Genomic DNA, 16,509 nt, shown 5'->3' on the forward strand with positions numbered 1-16,509 from the left:
TCCTTCCCAATGTCGAGAACTGCCTGCATAACCCTCTGCCGGGTGTGTGGTGCGCTTGGCAGAATTTATAATACCACTGTCTCCACAAGAGCGGTGGCGCCAAGGAAAAGGAACGGATCCCATGGCACAGACCGGACAGGTCAAATTCTTCAACACCGAAAAAGGCTTCGGTTTCATCAAGCCGGACGACGGTGGCGCTGACATCTTCGTACACATTTCCGCTGTACAGGCTTCTGGCCTCACTGGCCTCGCAGACAATCAGAAGGTTTCCTACGAGACGGAACCGGATCGTCGCGGCAAAGGCCCGAAGGCCGTGAACATCACCGTTACCGGCTGATCGTTCATACTAGAACCTACCATTTACCCCCGGCTTTCGCCGGGGTTTTTTGTTGCCTCTGGATAGCTCACAGAGCATTTCCAGCAGAAGGGCGAAGCAGGCTCTGCGCAAGATAATGCATACAAACAAAGAGATAGGGCGGATCTGCGAATCCGCGTTCAACGGACGCGCTCTGGGCGAATTGCCAATTCAGGCGCGAAATATTACAGAAGCTGCATGTAATTGACCGGAAACTGACTGTTTTCCTTACCTCTTCACCATTGTTCAGCCTCCATTCATGTCGAAATAGTTAATTAGTTATTCATAAACGATACGTGCGTGCCCCGTTCGGCGAGCGTATCGGAGAAATTGCAGTCGAGCTTCTGAAGGAGCGAACAATGAACCGATTTGCGAAAACAGCCATTCTGGCAGCAGCATCGATCGCGGCAGTTGCCGCACCGCTGGCAACTGCATCGGCAGATTCCTGGGGCCGCCACGGCTGGGATCGTGGAGGCTGGGATCGTCCCTATTACCGTGACCGGCACCGCGACCACGGCGATGCAGTCGCCGCAGGCGTGATCGGCCTTGCAGCGGGCGCCCTCATCGGCAGCGCACTGAGCCAGCCGCAGCCAACCTATGTGCAGCCTGCCCCGGTCTATGCACCACCTCCGCCGCCACCGGCCTATTACCCGGCAGCACCAGCGCGCCGAGTGACTTATTATCGCTCAAGCTATGAACCATGGAGCCGCGGCTGGTATCAATATTGCTCCGACCGTTATCGGTCGTTCAATCCGAATACCGGCACCTATCGCGGTTATGACGGCCGCGATCACTTCTGCTCTGCGAATTAAAGCCAGAGTCCAATAAAAATCCCGCCTTTTGGGCACCGCCAGCAAAAGTGCGAAGCCCTATGCGGGATAATGAGGCTAAAAGACTACACGGACGACGGCCCTGATCTCAGCGTCGTCGTCTGTATTAACGGCTTTTCGCTTATGCATATCCAACGTCGTTCAAAAACGGATTGGAGCGCCGTTCCTCACCGAACCGACCACCCGGACCATGCCCGCAGATGAAGCCTATATCGTCGCCGAGTGGCAGCAGCTTTTCCTTGATAGACCGAATCAACGCCGCGTGATCACCGCCCGGCAGATCGGTACGCCCCACCGAGCCGTTGAAAAGAACATCACCGACAATCGCGAACCGCGCTTCTGGACTGAAAAACACCACATGCCCCGGCGCATGGCCCGGCGTATGCAGGACGTCGAACTCGTGCCCGGCGACTGAAACCTTGTCGCCTTCGTCCAGCCAGCGATCCGGCGTAACATTACGGACGCCCTCGGTGATGCCATATTTCAGGCCGGCCGCTTCCAGATTGTCGAGGAGAAACTTGTCATCCCTGTGCGGGCCGATAATGTCCACGTTCAACACTTCCTTGAGATCGAGCGCGGCCGCAGCATGATCGATATGGCCATGCGTGATCCAGATGGCCTCGACATCGATCCCCTGTGACTCAATAGCCTCCCTGATGCGATCAAGATCACCGCCTGGATCGATCACAACGCCCTTTTTGGTCTCACCGTCGAACAGAATGGTGCAATTCTGCTGGAACGGCGTGACGGGAACGATGATGGCCTGTAATTGCCCCATTGGTACTACTCCACTCGAATAAATTGCGGTCTGGAAGGCGCTTTCTGACACACAAATAGAGCATCTCCAGCAAAAGTGCGAAGCACCTAAGCAGAAAATCAGTTCATTGGACTGATTTCCATCTCGCTTCCATGCACTGGGTAGTGCGTTCAAAAAGGCAGATCGAGCGGTTCTGCGATTCCGCGTGAGGTTCAAATAAAACGGGCGACTCAACGCCGCCCGTTTTCCCTCTCCAGAGTTGTCGAAAGCTCTCTCCGAAAGCCGCCTCACGGTTCTCGGAATGCGCCCCGACAGTTCGTCGTACCGGTTGTCCCCACAACCATGCAGTCTTTAGAGCGCTTTTGATCTGATTGAACAGATCAGCGCTCTACCTGTCTGCCTCTTAAGCACAGCCTGTCCGAAAGCCGTTTTACGCCTTTCGGGATGTGCTCAATGCGTCAGGCCTTGGCGGCCATTGCGTTCTTGATCAGGCCGACAACGGCCGTAAGCACGATGCCACCAACGCCACCGCCAGCCAGCTGGCCGACAACACCGTTGAGAACAGAATCAAGGCCACCGCCCGACAACATCGGGAGTAGCTGACCGAGGATGACTCCACCGATGCCTCCAGCCACCGTGTTACCCGTGGTGCCCAGACTGATATTCTTCACCGCGCCAGCAATGTTGCCGCCAACTGCGCCAGCGACGAGCTGGATAATGATAGGTAGTAGACTTTCCATAATCGTCACCCCATCTGAGTTTTATACCGGAATAGCGAGACTCCGATAAAAGAAACCTTGTGCCTAAACCACCCAATGTCAAACAATAACGGACGGAATAACAAAAAAGCGGCCCGAAGGCCGCTCTTTTTCTGTTTAAAACCGAGTTATTCGGCTGCCGCGCGCTTCGGCTGAACTTCTGCAGAATAGTCATTCATTAGAAGATTCGTAAGCTCGGACGGCTTGAAACGGTATTGACCGATCTCGGAGACCGGCGTCACTTCTGCTGCTGTTCCGCACAGGAAGCATTCAGAGAAACCGGCAAGTTCTTCCGGCATGATTACCCGCTCGATGACTTCAATCCCCCTGCGTTTGGCAAGATCAATGATCGTGCGGCGGGTAATACCGTCAAGAAAACAGTCAGGCGTCGGCGTATGAAGCGCTCCATCTTTTACAAAAAAGACGTTTGCGCCCGTCGCTTCGGCAACCTGCCCGCGCCAGTCGAGCATCAATGCATCGGCGTAACCCTTGGCTTCGGCGGCATGCTTTGAGATCGTGCAGATCATATAGAGTCCGGCCGCCTTCGAGCGCGACGGTGCGGTGCGCGGGTCTGGGCGACAATATTCTGCAATATCGAGCCGGATACCCTTCATCTTTTCTTCGGGCGAGAAATAGCTCGGCCACTGCCAGATGGCGATGGCAAGATGAATGCGGTTGTTTTGCGCCGAAACACCCAACGATTCTGAACCGCGCCAGGCGATCGGGCGCACATAGGCATCTTCAAAACCCTGCTTCGTCAGCAGTTCGCGGCAGGCATCGTTGATTTCTGCAACGCTGAACGGAATGTTGAAACCGAGAATGCGCGCGGATTCATGCAGGCGCTCGGTGTGCTCGTTGAGCTTGAAGATTTCGCCGCCATAGGCTCGCTCGCCCTCAAACACGGCACTCGCATAATGCAGGCCGTGGGTCAGCACGTGAATTTTTGCATCTTTCCAGTCGACGAATTCTCCGTCCAGCCAGATAAATCCGTCCCGTTGATCGAATGGAATCGCAGCCATTTTATTGCTCCTGAACATTTCGCGGCGCTGTCTCGAAACCGATTTCCGGTCGGGCAAACTTCTCCGCAGCCGTCTTCCCCAGCTAAATCGATATAACTGGTGAAGCGGTCACCTTTCTCTGCGTAATGACTGGCTTTTTTGTTCAAAATGCTCTGATGTTACGTAAACATATTGCGCAAATCCCAAGCGAAGCATGCATGGAAAGAAATTAAACCCTCCGTTGACGAAACATTGCAGAAGCCCAATCCCATCCATCGCATTTTCAAACGGCGGCAGGAGCCCAGGTAGCGCAATTATTCCTCATCCTCGCATGTACCAGTGCGAACATTATTCCAAAAAAACCGGCTTACACTTGTCGAAAATTATCTGCGCGATTGAATTATGTCAATAATGCTGACATATTTAGCGCGACAGAATGGAGCACCGATGTGAATTCGACGAACCATATGGATTATATAAGCAAACCGTTGACGGCTGAGGAGGCTGCCGATCTCAACGTGATTGAGCTTTTGTTTTTTTCCTATCGCGACTTTACCGCCGACCCTGATCTTATTCTGGAAAAGATCGGATTCGGGCGGGCACATCATCGTGTTCTCTATTTCATCAACCGTAAGCCGGGCATGACGGTTGCGGAACTGCTGGAAGTTTTGCGGATCACCAAGCAGAGCCTCTCGCGCGTGCTCAAGCAGTTGATCGACAACGGCCACGTCGTTCAGGCAACCGGCCTGAACGACCGCCGCCACCGCAAGCTTTATCCAACCAAGAGCGGCCGCCAGCTCACGCTTGCCCTCGCCCTTCCCCAGTCGCGGCGCATCGCGCGTGCTCTGGAGGATTGCGCACCGCAGGATCGTGAAGTAATCGAGCGCTTTCTTTACAATATGGTCAACCCCGAACGGCGTGTGCAGATCGATGAGTTTTCTGCCGAAGATCCATCGACCCGGCAGGTTTGAGCCAATGTGTTACACAAAGTAGCAGTAAGTGCTTGCATAAAAACGCGCCCATAAAGGCAGTGAATAGACGCGCCGCATTCCAGTCGGTAATATGCCGGCCGACGCACGTTGCGTCATAGTCGAATTGGAACGAAATGGGATCGAAAGACGCCATGGCTGCAGAAGAAGAAAAGACGCTCTCGGATGACGCGCCGCATCTCCTCGTCGTTGACGACGATACGCGCATCCGCAGCCTTCTCTCACAATATCTGACCAATAGCGGTTTCCGCGTCACCATGGCTGGAAGCGCGGCTGAGGCACGTCGCAAGCTGGAAGGCATCGATTTCGATCTGCTGATCCTTGACGTGATGATGCCCGGCGAAACCGGCGTTTCGCTGACACGGTCGTTGCGTGAACAGAAGAACGTCCCCATCCTGATGCTGACCGCCCTTTCGGAAACCGATAGCCGTATTGACGGCCTGTCCGCCGGGGCGGATGATTATCTGCCCAAGCCGTTCGACCCCCGTGAGCTGACGCTCCGCATCAACAATATCCTGCGGCGTGGCGCTCCTCCGGCGCAGCCGAAGATCGAACAGATCGTGTTCGGTCCCTATACTTTCTTCATCCCGCGTCGCGAGCTGAAAAAGGGCTCCGAAGCAATCAAGCTGACTGATCGCGAACAGGACATCATGGCGATCTTCGCAGAACGTGCCGGTGAAACGATCCCCCGCCACGAGCTGACCGGTCAGGATGGCGATGTCGGCGAGCGCACGATCGACGTCCAGATCAATCGTCTTCGCCGCAAGATCGAGCAGGACCCCGCCAATCCGATCTGGCTCCAGACTGTGCGCGGTATCGGCTATAAGCTCAGCATCGAATAGCAACCATCGGCAATCAGGAATATCGCGATCAGAAAATGGTGTTTTCTCAAAACGCAGGGCGACGTGTACAAAAGTACAACCGCGATGTTGTTCATGGAAAACGCCATTTGCAGACAGCAATATTTCCGGCAGCGCATTCCCAGAAAAAGAGCGAAGCGGTGTGCGACGAGATGCGCAACCGTAAGTACTTAGGGACGTTTTGACACGATGAGATCGCCCTTGAGAAAGTTCTCCCGCTGGTTGGCGCGTATCATGCCGAAGGGGCTTTATGCGCGATCGCTGATTATCATCATTGCCCCGATGGTTTTGCTCCAGTCCGTGATCGCCTATGTATTCATGGAGCGTCACTGGCAGATGGTGACCGAACGACTGTCGACCGCCGTCGTGCGCGATATTGCGGGCATCATCGACATTCTTGAAACCTATCCCCAAGAGCCGGGCTACGATAATCTCATCCGCATTGCGCAACAGCGGCTGGCGCTGAACATTTCGATCCTGCCGCCCGATCCACTGCCCCCTCCCGGACCAAAGCCCTTTTTCGCCATTCTCGATTACTTCCTCAGTGAAGAGATTACCCGCCAGATCAATCGCCCCTTCTGGGTGGACACAGTCGGCGATTCTGACCTCATCGAGATCAGGATCAAGCTTGAGGACAAGGTGTTGCGCGTCTTTGCCCGGCGCAGCCAGGCCTATGCGTCCAATACGGGCATCTTCCTGACATGGATGGTCGGCACCGCGCTAGTTCTGTTGATTATCGCCATCGCCTTTCTGCGTAACCAGATCAAGCCGATCCAGCAGCTTGCCGAAGCGGCGGAAAGTTTCGGCAAGGGGCGCCCCATGCCCGAAGGGTTCCATCCGCGCGGGGCCGAGGAAGTACGACGCGCCGGCATTGCCTTCATCCAGATGCGCTCGCGCATCGAGCGCCAGATCGAGCAGCGCACAGCCATGCTTTCCGGCGTCAGCCACGACCTGCGCACCATCCTTACCCGCTTCAAGTTGCAGCTCGCGTTGACCGGCCACTCCATCGACACCGAGCCGCTCAATCAGGACATCGCCGACATGCAGACCATGCTCGAAGGCTATCTAGCCTTTGCGCGCGGCGAAGGTTCTGAGGAAGCGGCAAGCTACGACCTCACCAGGCTTTGCGAAAAACTGGAGCACGAGGCGCGCTTGCGCGAGCGCGGTTTCAAATATCACATCGAAGGCAACAGCGAGGTCCATGTGCGCCCGAACGCCTTCTCGCGTTTGGTCAGCAATCTCGTATCGAATGCCTTCCGCCACGCGCAGAATGTCGAGCTTTCGATTTCGCACGTCGAGGGCTGGCTGAAAGTTATCGTGGACGATGATGGGCCGGGCATTCCCGAAGACCGCCGCGAAGACGTGTTCAAGCCTTTCGTCCGGCTGGACGAAGCGCGAACGCAGGATTCAGGCGGTACCGGCGGGCTGGGGCTTGCCATTGCACGCGATATTGCACGCAGCCATGGCGGCGACATCACGCTGGAAGACGCCCCGACCGGAGGCTTACGCGCTATCATCAATATTCCGGCTTAAAGCGTTCTGGTTCTGTCAACCGGACGGGCTCGCCCTCTTCCGCAAGATGCCGTTTTCAACGGCTCATCAGAATGAGGGGCAACGCGGTCGCTTAACGCAAATTCTCATGCTTTTAATAAAGCTTACCACCATTCGGCACAGGCTTATCGATTGCTGCAAGAACCACTTCGCCATCTTCATCCGGCATGCCAAGCGTCAGCACTTCCGACATGAAGGGCCCGATCTGTCGCGGTGGGAAATTCACTACAGCCATGATCTGTTTGCCGATCAATTGCTCTGGCGTGTAGTGCTTGGTGATCTGGGCTGACGATTTCCTGATTCCGATCTTTTCGCCGAAATCGATCTTCAGCTTGAAGGCAGGCTTGCGCGCTTCGGGAAATGGCACAGCTTCCACGATGGTTCCGCTGCGGATATCGACCTTTTCGAAATCTGCCCAGGTGATGGTGGTTGCTTCGCTCATTCTTTCACTCCCCGGCCCTCATTCCCGGCCTCGCAGAAAACCCGGCGCGAGCGCCGGGGCACAGTTCAGTTAACGGAAGTCAGGCGCGACCCACGGTCTCGAACACCACGCTTTCCAGCGCTTCTCGCGCCGTGACACCCGACCAGACCACAAACTGGAAGGCCTGGAAATAGGCTTCGCAGGCCTCCAGCGCTGCCGACAGCAGCACCTCCACCTGACGGCTGGTCGGTTCCGCACCGCCTGCCAGCAGCAGCGACTGGCGATACATGATCGCGCCTTCCTGCTGCCAGAGATCGAAATGTCCCATCAGAAGCTTTTCATTGATGAGCGACAGCAGGCGCATGACTTCGTTCACACGTGGCTCTGCCACCTTGATGTCGAATGCGCAGGCCAGATGCAGCGCCTCGAAATCCTCCATCCATGAAAACGAGATGTGATAGTCAGTCCAGTTGCCCGCAACCGAAATTGCGATTTCGTCGTCGCCAGTCCGCTCGAACGTCCAGTCGTTTGAATGCGCGACCTGTTCGATCACATCCACCGGATGCGCCTCACGTGCGAATTCAAGCTCAAGAAGGCTCATGTCCGTTTCCTGTTCTGGGAAGCATCTGCCCCCAGATGCTTCCTAATTCCCGGCGCGCAAGTCATTGCTCGCCCGTGCCAGCCACCGCGCAAGAACAAGCGCAGGAAAACAGGCACGAATTGATCGGTCGAGGAACCGGCATGCACATCGGCATGCAAGCGCCCCAATGGCACACGCACATACGCAACTGATACTGGAAAGCAGCCTGAAAGACGCGAAGCCTGATACTCAGCCCCCCCGCCGCCGCCTACATGACCACATTACGAATCATGTAGTGTTTTCAGTCTATTGATGCTGAATCTGAACGCCAGCCCCTTTTGAGCAAAGAGCCGTGAAAGCATGTGGAAATATACGGGGGACCGGCCGCGACCCTTGCCTTAACCGACTCTAAGACAAGGGTTTTTGCCACTTGCGGCCTGTTAATAAATATTCAGGGATTATTTTTGGATTTCGCCGAAGATGAAGCCGATTTTGCCGGTTTGGCGTCAGAATCAACTTCGAATTTCGCAAGACGTGCTTCGAGAGCTTCGATTCTTGCCAGCAACGCGCTGCTCTCCGCACGCGCCTTGATTGCCATTTCGCGAACGACTTCGAAGTCTTCGCGCTGCACCACATCGAGCGTGTTGAGCACGCGTTCCCCCTGCGAACGCAATGCCGTCTCCACTTCACGGCGCACGCCCTGCGCAGCGCCCGCCGCATCCGTCACAAGCTTGGCGAGTTCATCAAGAACCCGGTTCTGTCCGCTGGTCATGGCAATCATTCCTTATTTCCAGGAGAGACCTGTTGAAAACATAAATTTGAAATAGGGCCGTCTCGGTTCCGATGCAAGCGCAGCTATAGAAAGTGATCGGGTTCGGCGCACTTGAATCGACAACCCTGGACCTCGTGAAAATAGCCGCCACGGCAACCGTGAGTGTCCGTGGCGAATATACTTAAGGCTGCCTTAAGGGTACATGAGCACCCGAGGCGCAGCACAATGCGACTTGCAGCACGGCGGGAACAACTTGACCACAACGGGTCGGTCCAGCATGTTCCGTCACAAAACGGAGTGATTTCATGATTGAGACGTTGCTACCCGCATCGGCACTCGCTTTCCCAAATATCGACCCGGTGATCTTCCGCGTCGGGCCGCTGGCAGTGCACTGGTACGGCCTCGGTTATGTGGTCGGCATCATGTTCGCCTGGTGGTACGGCAAGAAACTCCTGCGAAGCCACCGCCTTTGGGCCAACAACCAGCCGCCCATGGCACCGGAAACACTCGATGATTTCGTTATCTGGGCAGCGCTCGGCGTGGTGCTTGGCGGGCGCATTGGCTACGTGCTCTTCTATAATTTCTTTTATTATATCTCCAATCCGCTCGCCATTCCAGCGGTGTGGGATGGTGGCATGTCGTTTCACGGCGGCATTCTCGGCACAACGCTCGCCATGATCCTGTTTGCCCGCTCACGAGGCATCAACGTCTGGAGCATGTTCGACACGATCGCCGCCGGTGTACCAGTCGGGCTGGGCGTGGTGCGCGTCGCCAACTTCATCAATTCGGAACTCTGGGGCCGCGTCAGCGATGCGCCATGGGCGGTCTATTTCCCCAATGGCGGCCCGCTCCCGCGTCATCCAAGCCAGCTTTATGAAGCATTCCTTGAAGGCATAGTCCTTTTCTTTGTGCTGTTCCTTCTCGTCTGGTTCGGGCGCAAACTGAAGAAACCCGGCTTCATTGCCGGCGCTTTCGTCACAGGCTACGGCCTCAGCCGCATCGCGGTCGAATTCTTCCGCGAGCCGGACGCTCAGCTTGGCTATCTCTTCGGCGGGTGGCTGACCATGGGCATGGTCCTCTCGGTGCCGATGGTGCTGATCGGGCTTTGGGCCGTCTGGCGTGCAAAGCGGGCTGCCGCAAAGAATGCCTGACCTCTCGCTGAAAGACCGGCTGAAACGCCTGATCGCCACTTCCGGGCCGATCAGCGTTGCCGATTATATGGCGGCCTGCCTCGGTGACCGCGAGGCAGGCTATTATACGACGCGCGAACCTTTCGGACGTGACGGCGATTTCATCACCGCGCCGGAAGTGAGCCAGATGTTCGGCGAACTGATCGGCATCTGGTGCGTCAGCGAATGGGATGCGCTGGGACGCCCGGAAAATACTGTGCTGTGCGAAATCGGGCCCGGTCGCGGCACGCTGATGAGCGACATGCTGCGCACTATCGACAGGCTTGCCCCGCAAATGCTGGGCCAAGCAAGGGTCGCCATGGTGGAAACCAGCCCGCGCCTTGTCGAGAGGCAAAAGGGGAAGCTGTCTGATGCGGGTGCGAAGATCGACTGGTTCGAGCGCTTTTCTGACATACCCGACGGCCCTTTGATCCTCGTTACCAACGAACTGTTCGATGCAATCCCGTTCCGGCAGTTCGTTAAGGTCAGTGGCCGCTTTGTCGAACGGATGATTGCACTGGACCAAAAAGACGATTTCCATTTCGTCAGCGGGCTGGGCGGCATCGATCCGGCGCTGTTACCTGCAAGCCATGCGGAAGCACCCGAAGGTGCGATTTTTGAAGCAGCCCCGGCGCGCACGGCCTTGATGCAGGAAATTGCCCGCCGTATAGCGACCGCGCGCGGCGCGGCACTCAACATCGACTACGGCCATTTGGAAGCCGGTTTCGGCGATACGCTGCAAGCCATGTTGAAACACGGGTTTGACGATGTATTCGCCAATCCGGGTGTGGCCGATCTTACCAGCCATGTCGATTTCGACAGCCTGAACAAGAGCGCACGGGCGACCGGCTGCAAGACCGGAATGATGACGCAGGGGGAATTTCTGCTCGCAATGGGCCTTCTTGATCGCGCCGGACGGCTCGGCGCAGGCAAGGACCTGGCGTTTCAGGAAAAAATCAAACAGGACGTCGAAAGACTGGCCGCACCCGATCAAATGGGAACCTTGTTCAAGGTTCTCGCATTAAGCGACAGACAGACGCGCCTCTATCCTTTCGCACCAGCCTGACGTTTCCCTATCAGAAAGATTTTGACAAGCTGTCCCTCCTCCCCCACCATCCCGCCGTTTACGAAAGCCAACAAGATGACAGATATGCCGCAACCGCTCCGCTCGCCTCTCCTTGAAAAGCCCGTCGGACAGAACGGGAAGCGGATTGCGCATGGCTTTTTCACCCGCAAGGGTGGTGTTTCCGATGGCATCTATATGGGCCTGAATGTCGGAAGCGGATCGAACGATGCGCCGGAAAAGGTTGCAGAGAACCGCCGTCGCGTTGCGACAAGCCTTGGCGTTGCGCCCGAGCATCTCATGACTGTACATCAGGTGCATTCGCCCGATGTCCTCCATGTCACAGAACCGTTCAGCGCCCCACGTCCGAAGGCTGATGCAATGGTAACAAATGTGCCGGGCATCGCCATTGGCGCCCTCTCTGCCGATTGTGGGCCAGTGCTTTTTGCGGATCACGAAGCGGGGATCATCGGCTCCGCCCATGCGGGGTGGCGTGGCGCTTTTGGTGGCGTTCTTGAGAACACTATCGAAGCCATGATCGGTCTCGGCGCAAAGCGCGGGAATATCATTGCCGTTCTCGGACCGACTATAGGGCCGGAAAACTATGAAGTCGGCCCGGAATTCTATGCCGAATTCATCGGCAAAGATTCTGCCTACACCACCTATTTCCGGCCTTCCGACAAGCCCGACCACAAGCTGTTCGATCTGTGGACATTCATTACCGACCGCCTGACAAAGGCTGGCGTGCGGGCAGAATCCCTTCGCCAGTGCACCTATGCCGATGAGGAACAGTTCTATTCCTACCGCCGCACAACCCATCGCAATGAACCCGATTACGGGCGTCAGATTGCAGCGATTGCCATCATAGAAGACTAGGAGAACCACATGGCCCTTCACTTCGAGCCGGAAGAATTCGCCGCACGTCGCGACCGTCTGACCTTGAAGATGGAGGAAGAAAAGCTGGATGCGCTTCTGCTTTTCGCACAGGAAAGCATGTACTGGCTGACCGGCTATGACACATTCGGCTTCTGCTTCTTCCAATGTCTCGTCGTGAAAGCCGACGGGTCGATGGTGCTGATGACGCGCTCCGCCGATCTTCGGCAGGCACGCCATACGTCGAACATCGAGAACATCGTCGTGTGGACCGACCGTGAGAATGCCAATCCGGCGTCCGACCTACGCAATATACTAACGGAACTCGACCTTCTCGGCAGCCGGATCGGCATCGAATATCAGACCCACGGCCTTACCGGCGCTAATGCCCGCAAGCTGGACGAACAGTTGCAGAGCTTTGCCAAGCTTTACGACGCATCCGGCATGGTGGATCGGTTGCGCCTTCTCAAAAGCCCTGCCGAAGTTGCCTGTGCCAAGCGCGCTGCTGAGCTGAGTGACGACGCGCTTGATGCTGCGGTGAAACTCACCAAGGCAGGTGCCAGCGAGGCCGATATTCTGGCCGCTATGATGAGCGCCAATTTCGCGGGCGACGGCGATTATCCGGCGAACGAATATATCATCGGCTCGGGCAACGATGCCCTGCTTTGCCGCTACAAGTCCGGTCGGCGCAGGCTGAACAAGAACGATCAGCTCACGCTCGAATGGTCGGGCGTCTTCCGACACTACCATGCGCCGATGATGCGCACGCTGATCATCGGAAAGCCGACCACGCATCATCTGGAACTCTATGCCGCCGCGCGCGAGGCATTGGAAGCCGTGGAAGCTGCGATGACGCCCGCCTCGACATTCGGCGACGTTTTCGACGCCCATGCGCGGACCATGGAAGCCCATGGTCTGACCCGCCACCGACTCAACGCCTGCGGCTATTCGGTGGGCGCGCGTTTCACGCCATCATGGATGGACCCGCAGATGTTTTATGCCGGAAATCCGGAGAGCATCCAGCCGGATATGACGCTTTTCGCGCATATGATCATCATGGATTCCGACACACAGACCGCCATGACGCTGGGTCAGACATATCTCACAACAAATGGGGCCGCTCAGCCATTATCCCGCCATTCTCTTGATATGATTGTAAAATGAGGCGCAATCGGTGATAAAACTGCCGCAAGCGCACACCGGAAACTGGAATGCGGTTTTCGGAAAAAATGTACGTCGAGAAAAATCGATAGAATACTTTGAACTGAAAATGCCCTACCGCGGAGAACCCGCGCCTTCAGGAGCATGAAACCGAACATGAACAAGGCACGTCTTTCAACGATGTTGTTGCTGGCTGGAGCGCTCACAAGCGTCCTTGCCGCGTGCAACAGCACCGAATCCGCTCTGAATGTACAAGGGAGCAATCAGGGGGCTGGCCAAACTGCTGCACCGGCGACGACGCGGGGCAGCCCTGCGACGGGTACAACACCCGCAGCCCCCACAGCAGCAGCGCCGCAGCGCAGTGCAGCGCTCAAGCCGGGCAAGTTGCACATTGCCCCGATAGTCGGTGCGCCGGTCAATGTGGTGACGCCCCTCACCCATCGTATGAATGATGACGCCAAGACGAAGGGCATCCAGCTTGCAGGCAATAACGATCCAAGCGCCGCCTACGTCATGAAGGGATATTTCTCCGTTCTGTCAGAAGATAACCAGACCACGGTGCTTTACGTCTGGGACGTTCTGGATGCTTCGGGCAACCGCCTTCACCGGATACAGGGACAGGAGAAAGTTCCCGGTGCTGCCGCAGATTCATGGAGCGTGGTTCCGGCTTCCGCAATGCAGGCAATCGCCGACCGCACCATGCAGGAATATTCAGCCTGGCTTGCGGCAAATCGCGCATAGAAACTTGCTTTGGCAGCAAAAGACTGAAATCTTTTGCTGAATCTGTTTTGCCTACTGTGGGAAAGCCGGTTTTCCGGCCTTTTTGCAGCAATTGTGTTTCCGAAGGCCTTGCAATGACGATGACTCTTTGCAATAGCCCCGGCATCCGAAAGAACCTTGCAAGCTGCTGTACTTGATCCTGTCAGATAAGTACGCAGCTTTAAAGTTTTTGAGATTGTCCGTTACGACGGACTTTTGCGACAACCAGACTGCAAACCGCGACCGCATCGGCGTCAGAGGCAAAAGAATGAAACTTTTCGCAGGCAACTCCAACCGGGTTCTTGCCGAATCCGTTGCTCAGTATCTCAACATTCCGCTCGGTAAGGCCAGCGTCCGCCGCTTCGCCGATCAGGAAATCTTCGTGGAGATTCAGGAAAACGTACGCGGCGAAGACGTATTCGTTCTGCAATCGACTTCCTATCCGGCAAATGATCACCTGATGGAACTGCTCATCATGATCGATGCCTTCCGTCGCTCCTCGGCGCGTCGCATCACCGCCGTCCTGCCCTATTTCGGCTATGCCCGTCAGGATCGCAAGCCCGGTCCGCGCACGCCGATCTCGGCAAAGCTTGTCGCCAATCTCATCACCGAAGCCGGGGCCAATCGCGTTCTGACGCTCGACCTTCATGCCGGTCAGATTCAGGGCTTCTTCGATATCCCGACCGACAATCTCTATGCCGTTCCGGTCATTGCCCGCGATGTGAAGGCCAATTATGCCACCGGCAACTGCATGGTCGTTTCGCCTGACGTTGGCGGCGTGGTGCGTGCCCGTTCGCTCGCAAAGCGCATCGACGCGCAGCTCGCCATCGTTGACAAGCGCCGTGAACGCCCAGGTGAATCGGAAGTCATGAACGTCATCGGCGACGTTTCCGGCAAGGACTGCCTGCTGTTCGACGACATCGTCGATTCCGGCGGCACGCTCTGCAACGCAGCCGAAGCCCTGCTCAACAAGGGCGCGAAAAGCGTCACCGCCTACATTACGCATGGTGTTCTTTCCGGCGGTGCTGTTGCCCGTATCGCCTCGTCCAAGCTAAAGGAACTGGTCATCACCGATTCCATCCAGCCGACCACGGCAATCAACGATGCGCCGAATATCCGCGTTCTGTCGATCTCGGACCTGATTGGCGAAGCCATCGCCCGCACGGCAGCGGAAGAGTCGGTTTCGAGCCTGTTCGACTAAAAGCATGTCGCGGAAAAGTGGAAACCGGTTTTCCCATCACGATATGCTTGGAGCCTAGAATACCAGCCTGATGGCGATCCCGAAACATGCCGCCAGCAACAGCACGAGCGGCATGTTCAGTTTGAAGACGACAAGCAACAATGCCGCCGCGCCTGCGATCAGGACGGCGGCATTGTCTATTGTGCTCCAGACCGGAAGCGGCAATGTGAAAGGACCGGCGGCCTTCTCGACCACCTGCAAAAAGATCACATGCAGCGAGAACCACAGCGCCAAATTGGCAATCACGCCGACGACGGCGGCGGTGATCCCACCCATCATGGCAGACAGCCAGCGCACCTGACGCAGCCGCTCGACGAATGGCGCGCCGGCCAGTATCCATAAAAAGCAGGGCACAAAGGTAAACCACAGCGCAATCAATCCGCCGGAAAAGCCCCCCGAAAGCGGCGGCAGGCCCGAGAGGTTCGCAGCACCCACAAAGCCCACGAAGACCAGCACGAGGATCAACGGCCCCGGCGTGGTTTCCGCCAGACCGAGTCCGGTCAGCATCTCGCCCGGCTTCATCCAGCCGAAATGCTCGACCGCCTGCTGCGCCGTATAGGACAGTGCCGCATAGGCCCCGCCAAATGTCACCGCCGCCAGCTTTGAGAAAAACGCTGCTTCCTGCACAAAGACATGCCCTCCCCCAAAAACCAAGAAGAGCCCAAGCAGAGGCAAAAGCCACAGGCCGCCCCAGATAAGCGTCTGCTGCGTAAATTCACGCAAGGCACCGGGTGTCGCCTCGCCCAGAATTGTTGCTGTACTGCTCCCCTGAATGAGGTGCCGTAATCCACCGGCGACAGCCGCAAGCAGGATGACAAGCGGAAAAGGCAGTTTCAGAAAGGCTATCGCAATGAAGGCCGAAATCGCCACCGCATAAGAAAAGCCCGAAGCCAATGTCCGTTTGGCCATACGATAGAGCGCTTCGAAAACTACCGCGAGAACAGCGGCCTTGAGGCCGAACAGTAGTCCGGCCACGATCTCGACATGCCCGAAGGCGATATAAAGCGTAGACAATGCCAGCATGACAACAGCGCCGGGCAACACGAATAACAGTCCTGCCAGCAGGCCACCGCGCCAGCCTTTAACCACCCAGCCGCAATAGGTCGCAAGCTGCATGGCTTCCGGCCCCGGCAGCAACATGCAGAAGTTCAGCGCATGGATCAGCCGCTCCTGATCCAACCATTTCTTCTCATCCACAAGGATGCGCTGCAACATGGCGATCTGCGCAGCAGGTCCACCAAACGATAGAACACCTATCTTGCCGAATGTCGTGAAAATTTCCCCGAAACCTGGCCGCTCTTCTAGCTCTGTCACGTGACCGTCCTGATTGATTCCATCACAAGCTGTCGTCGATGATCATTGCAGGTTCATGA

Annotated in this window: 18 protein-coding genes; 11 read left to right on the top strand and 7 right to left on the bottom strand. The window is 56.5% G+C overall.

Annotation, left to right across the window (positions count from 1 at the left end; translation table 11 throughout):
• The first annotated feature begins 121 nt into the window (after positions 1–121).
• On the top strand, positions 122–337 hold the full coding sequence (locus FJQ48_RS20825) for a cold-shock protein (RefSeq protein ID WP_006471910.1): 216 nt from the start codon (positions 122–124) through the stop codon (positions 335–337).
• Between the two features lie 377 nt (positions 338–714).
• Entirely contained in the window at positions 715–1,167 is a 453-nt protein-coding gene (locus FJQ48_RS20830) for a BA14K family protein (protein WP_139976834.1), read from the top strand.
• Positions 1,168–1,306: 139 nt separating this feature from the next.
• Here FJQ48_RS20830 and FJQ48_RS20835 read toward each other — a convergent pair whose 3' ends face one another.
• The 3 genes from FJQ48_RS20835 to FJQ48_RS20845 all read right to left on the bottom strand — a co-directional run bounded on the left by FJQ48_RS20835 (position 1,307) and on the right by FJQ48_RS20845 (position 3,719).
• Entirely contained in the window at positions 1,307–1,963 is a 657-nt protein-coding gene (locus FJQ48_RS20835) for an MBL fold metallo-hydrolase (RefSeq protein ID WP_139976835.1), read from the bottom strand.
• 437 nt (positions 1,964–2,400) lie between these two features.
• Positions 2,401–2,682 carry a hypothetical protein gene (locus tag FJQ48_RS20840; protein ID WP_139976836.1) on the bottom strand — a complete coding sequence of 94 codons (282 nt, stop codon included), beginning with the start codon at positions 2,680–2,682 and terminating at the stop codon, positions 2,401–2,403.
• A gap of 146 nt (positions 2,683–2,828) precedes the next feature.
• On the bottom strand, positions 2,829–3,719 hold the full coding sequence (locus FJQ48_RS20845) for a branched-chain amino acid aminotransferase (RefSeq protein ID WP_139976837.1): 891 nt from the start codon (positions 3,717–3,719) through the stop codon (positions 2,829–2,831).
• A gap of 428 nt (positions 3,720–4,147) precedes the next feature.
• Between FJQ48_RS20845 and FJQ48_RS20850 the strand changes: the two genes are divergently transcribed.
• The 3 genes from FJQ48_RS20850 (at position 4,148) to FJQ48_RS20860 (ending at position 7,080) form a co-directional block, all read left to right on the top strand.
• Complete coding sequence (locus tag FJQ48_RS20850; protein ID WP_139976838.1) at positions 4,148–4,669, top strand: MarR family transcriptional regulator; 522 nt, start codon at positions 4,148–4,150, stop codon at positions 4,667–4,669.
• 152 nt (positions 4,670–4,821) lie between these two features.
• The gene (locus FJQ48_RS20855) at positions 4,822–5,529 is read left to right on the top strand and encodes a response regulator transcription factor (RefSeq protein ID WP_139977075.1); all 708 of its coding nucleotides are present in this window, start codon (positions 4,822–4,824) and stop codon (positions 5,527–5,529) included.
• Between the two features lie 207 nt (positions 5,530–5,736).
• A complete protein-coding gene (locus tag FJQ48_RS20860; protein WP_139976839.1) occupies positions 5,737–7,080 on the top strand; it encodes an ATP-binding protein in 1,344 nt (447 codons plus the stop codon).
• 112 nt (positions 7,081–7,192) lie between these two features.
• On the opposite strand, the gene FJQ48_RS20865 is transcribed toward FJQ48_RS20860, so the two are convergent.
• The 3 genes from FJQ48_RS20865 to FJQ48_RS20875 form a co-directional block, all read right to left on the bottom strand.
• Positions 7,193–7,540 (bottom strand): tRNA-binding protein, encoded by a 348-nt coding sequence (locus FJQ48_RS20865; RefSeq protein WP_139976840.1) that lies wholly within the window; start codon positions 7,538–7,540, stop codon positions 7,193–7,195.
• Between the two features lie 79 nt (positions 7,541–7,619).
• Positions 7,620–8,120 carry a YbjN domain-containing protein gene (locus FJQ48_RS20870; protein WP_006467319.1) on the bottom strand — a complete coding sequence of 167 codons (501 nt, stop codon included), beginning with the start codon at positions 8,118–8,120 and terminating at the stop codon, positions 7,620–7,622.
• A 430-nt stretch (positions 8,121–8,550) separates the two neighbouring features.
• Positions 8,551–8,871 carry an accessory factor UbiK family protein gene (locus FJQ48_RS20875; RefSeq protein WP_139976841.1) on the bottom strand — a complete coding sequence of 107 codons (321 nt, stop codon included), beginning with the start codon at positions 8,869–8,871 and terminating at the stop codon, positions 8,551–8,553.
• A gap of 305 nt (positions 8,872–9,176) precedes the next feature.
• On the opposite strand from FJQ48_RS20875, the gene lgt reads away from it, so the two are divergent.
• The 6 genes from lgt to FJQ48_RS20905 all read left to right on the top strand — a co-directional run bounded on the left by lgt (position 9,177) and on the right by FJQ48_RS20905 (position 15,097).
• A complete protein-coding gene (lgt, locus tag FJQ48_RS20880) occupies positions 9,177–10,022 on the top strand; it encodes a prolipoprotein diacylglyceryl transferase (protein ID WP_139976842.1) in 846 nt (281 codons plus the stop codon).
• Entirely contained in the window at positions 10,015–11,106 is a 1,092-nt protein-coding gene (locus tag FJQ48_RS20885; RefSeq protein ID WP_139976843.1) for a class I SAM-dependent methyltransferase, read from the top strand. The genes lgt and FJQ48_RS20885 overlap by 8 nt, the downstream gene beginning before the upstream one ends.
• A gap of 75 nt (positions 11,107–11,181) precedes the next feature.
• Positions 11,182–11,979, top strand: coding sequence for a peptidoglycan editing factor PgeF (pgeF, locus tag FJQ48_RS20890; RefSeq protein ID WP_139976844.1), 798 nt, complete (start codon positions 11,182–11,184; stop codon positions 11,977–11,979).
• Between the two features lie 9 nt (positions 11,980–11,988).
• Positions 11,989–13,140, top strand: coding sequence for a Xaa-Pro peptidase family protein (locus tag FJQ48_RS20895; protein ID WP_139976845.1), 1,152 nt, complete (start codon positions 11,989–11,991; stop codon positions 13,138–13,140).
• Positions 13,141–13,281: 141 nt separating this feature from the next.
• Positions 13,282–13,878 carry a hypothetical protein gene (locus FJQ48_RS20900; protein WP_139976846.1) on the top strand — a complete coding sequence of 199 codons (597 nt, stop codon included), beginning with the start codon at positions 13,282–13,284 and terminating at the stop codon, positions 13,876–13,878.
• A 286-nt stretch (positions 13,879–14,164) separates the two neighbouring features.
• Positions 14,165–15,097, top strand: a complete 933-nt coding sequence (locus tag FJQ48_RS20905) for a ribose-phosphate pyrophosphokinase (protein WP_010659620.1) — start codon at positions 14,165–14,167, stop codon at positions 15,095–15,097.
• A gap of 54 nt (positions 15,098–15,151) precedes the next feature.
• On the opposite strand, the gene chrA is transcribed toward FJQ48_RS20905, so the two are convergent.
• A complete protein-coding gene (gene chrA / locus FJQ48_RS20910; protein ID WP_139976847.1) occupies positions 15,152–16,450 on the bottom strand; it encodes a chromate efflux transporter in 1,299 nt (432 codons plus the stop codon).
• Positions 16,451–16,509: the final 59 nt, after the last annotated feature.

Source organism: Ochrobactrum sp. CGA5 (genome assembly GCF_006345815.1).
Classification (GTDB): domain Bacteria; phylum Pseudomonadota; class Alphaproteobacteria; order Rhizobiales; family Rhizobiaceae; genus Brucella.

Coding starts and splice junctions, on each gene's coding strand:
- FJQ48_RS20855 (WP_139977075.1), top strand. CDS start 4,822: ATGGCTGCAGAAGAAGAAAAGACGCTCTCGGATGACGCGCCGCATCTC.
- FJQ48_RS20895 (WP_139976845.1), top strand. CDS start 11,989: ATGGCCCTTCACTTCGAGCCGGAAGAATTCGCCGCACGTCGCGACCGT.
- FJQ48_RS20835 (WP_139976835.1), bottom strand. CDS start 1,963: ATGGGGCAATTACAGGCCATCATCGTTCCCGTCACGCCGTTCCAGCAG.
- FJQ48_RS20845 (WP_139976837.1), bottom strand. CDS start 3,719: ATGGCTGCGATTCCATTCGATCAACGGGACGGATTTATCTGGCTGGAC.
- FJQ48_RS20885 (WP_139976843.1), top strand. CDS start 10,015: ATGCCTGACCTCTCGCTGAAAGACCGGCTGAAACGCCTGATCGCCACT.
- lgt (WP_139976842.1), top strand. CDS start 9,177: ATGATTGAGACGTTGCTACCCGCATCGGCACTCGCTTTCCCAAATATC.
- FJQ48_RS20860 (WP_139976839.1), top strand. CDS start 5,737: ATGAGATCGCCCTTGAGAAAGTTCTCCCGCTGGTTGGCGCGTATCATG.
- pgeF (WP_139976844.1), top strand. CDS start 11,182: ATGACAGATATGCCGCAACCGCTCCGCTCGCCTCTCCTTGAAAAGCCC.
- FJQ48_RS20825 (WP_006471910.1), top strand. CDS start 122: ATGGCACAGACCGGACAGGTCAAATTCTTCAACACCGAAAAAGGCTTC.
- FJQ48_RS20865 (WP_139976840.1), bottom strand. CDS start 7,540: ATGAGCGAAGCAACCACCATCACCTGGGCAGATTTCGAAAAGGTCGAT.
- FJQ48_RS20905 (WP_010659620.1), top strand. CDS start 14,165: ATGAAACTTTTCGCAGGCAACTCCAACCGGGTTCTTGCCGAATCCGTT.
- FJQ48_RS20840 (WP_139976836.1), bottom strand. CDS start 2,682: ATGGAAAGTCTACTACCTATCATTATCCAGCTCGTCGCTGGCGCAGTT.
- FJQ48_RS20900 (WP_139976846.1), top strand. CDS start 13,282: ATGAAACCGAACATGAACAAGGCACGTCTTTCAACGATGTTGTTGCTG.
- FJQ48_RS20875 (WP_139976841.1), bottom strand. CDS start 8,871: ATGACCAGCGGACAGAACCGGGTTCTTGATGAACTCGCCAAGCTTGTG.
- FJQ48_RS20830 (WP_139976834.1), top strand. CDS start 715: ATGAACCGATTTGCGAAAACAGCCATTCTGGCAGCAGCATCGATCGCG.
- FJQ48_RS20870 (WP_006467319.1), bottom strand. CDS start 8,120: ATGAGCCTTCTTGAGCTTGAATTCGCACGTGAGGCGCATCCGGTGGAT.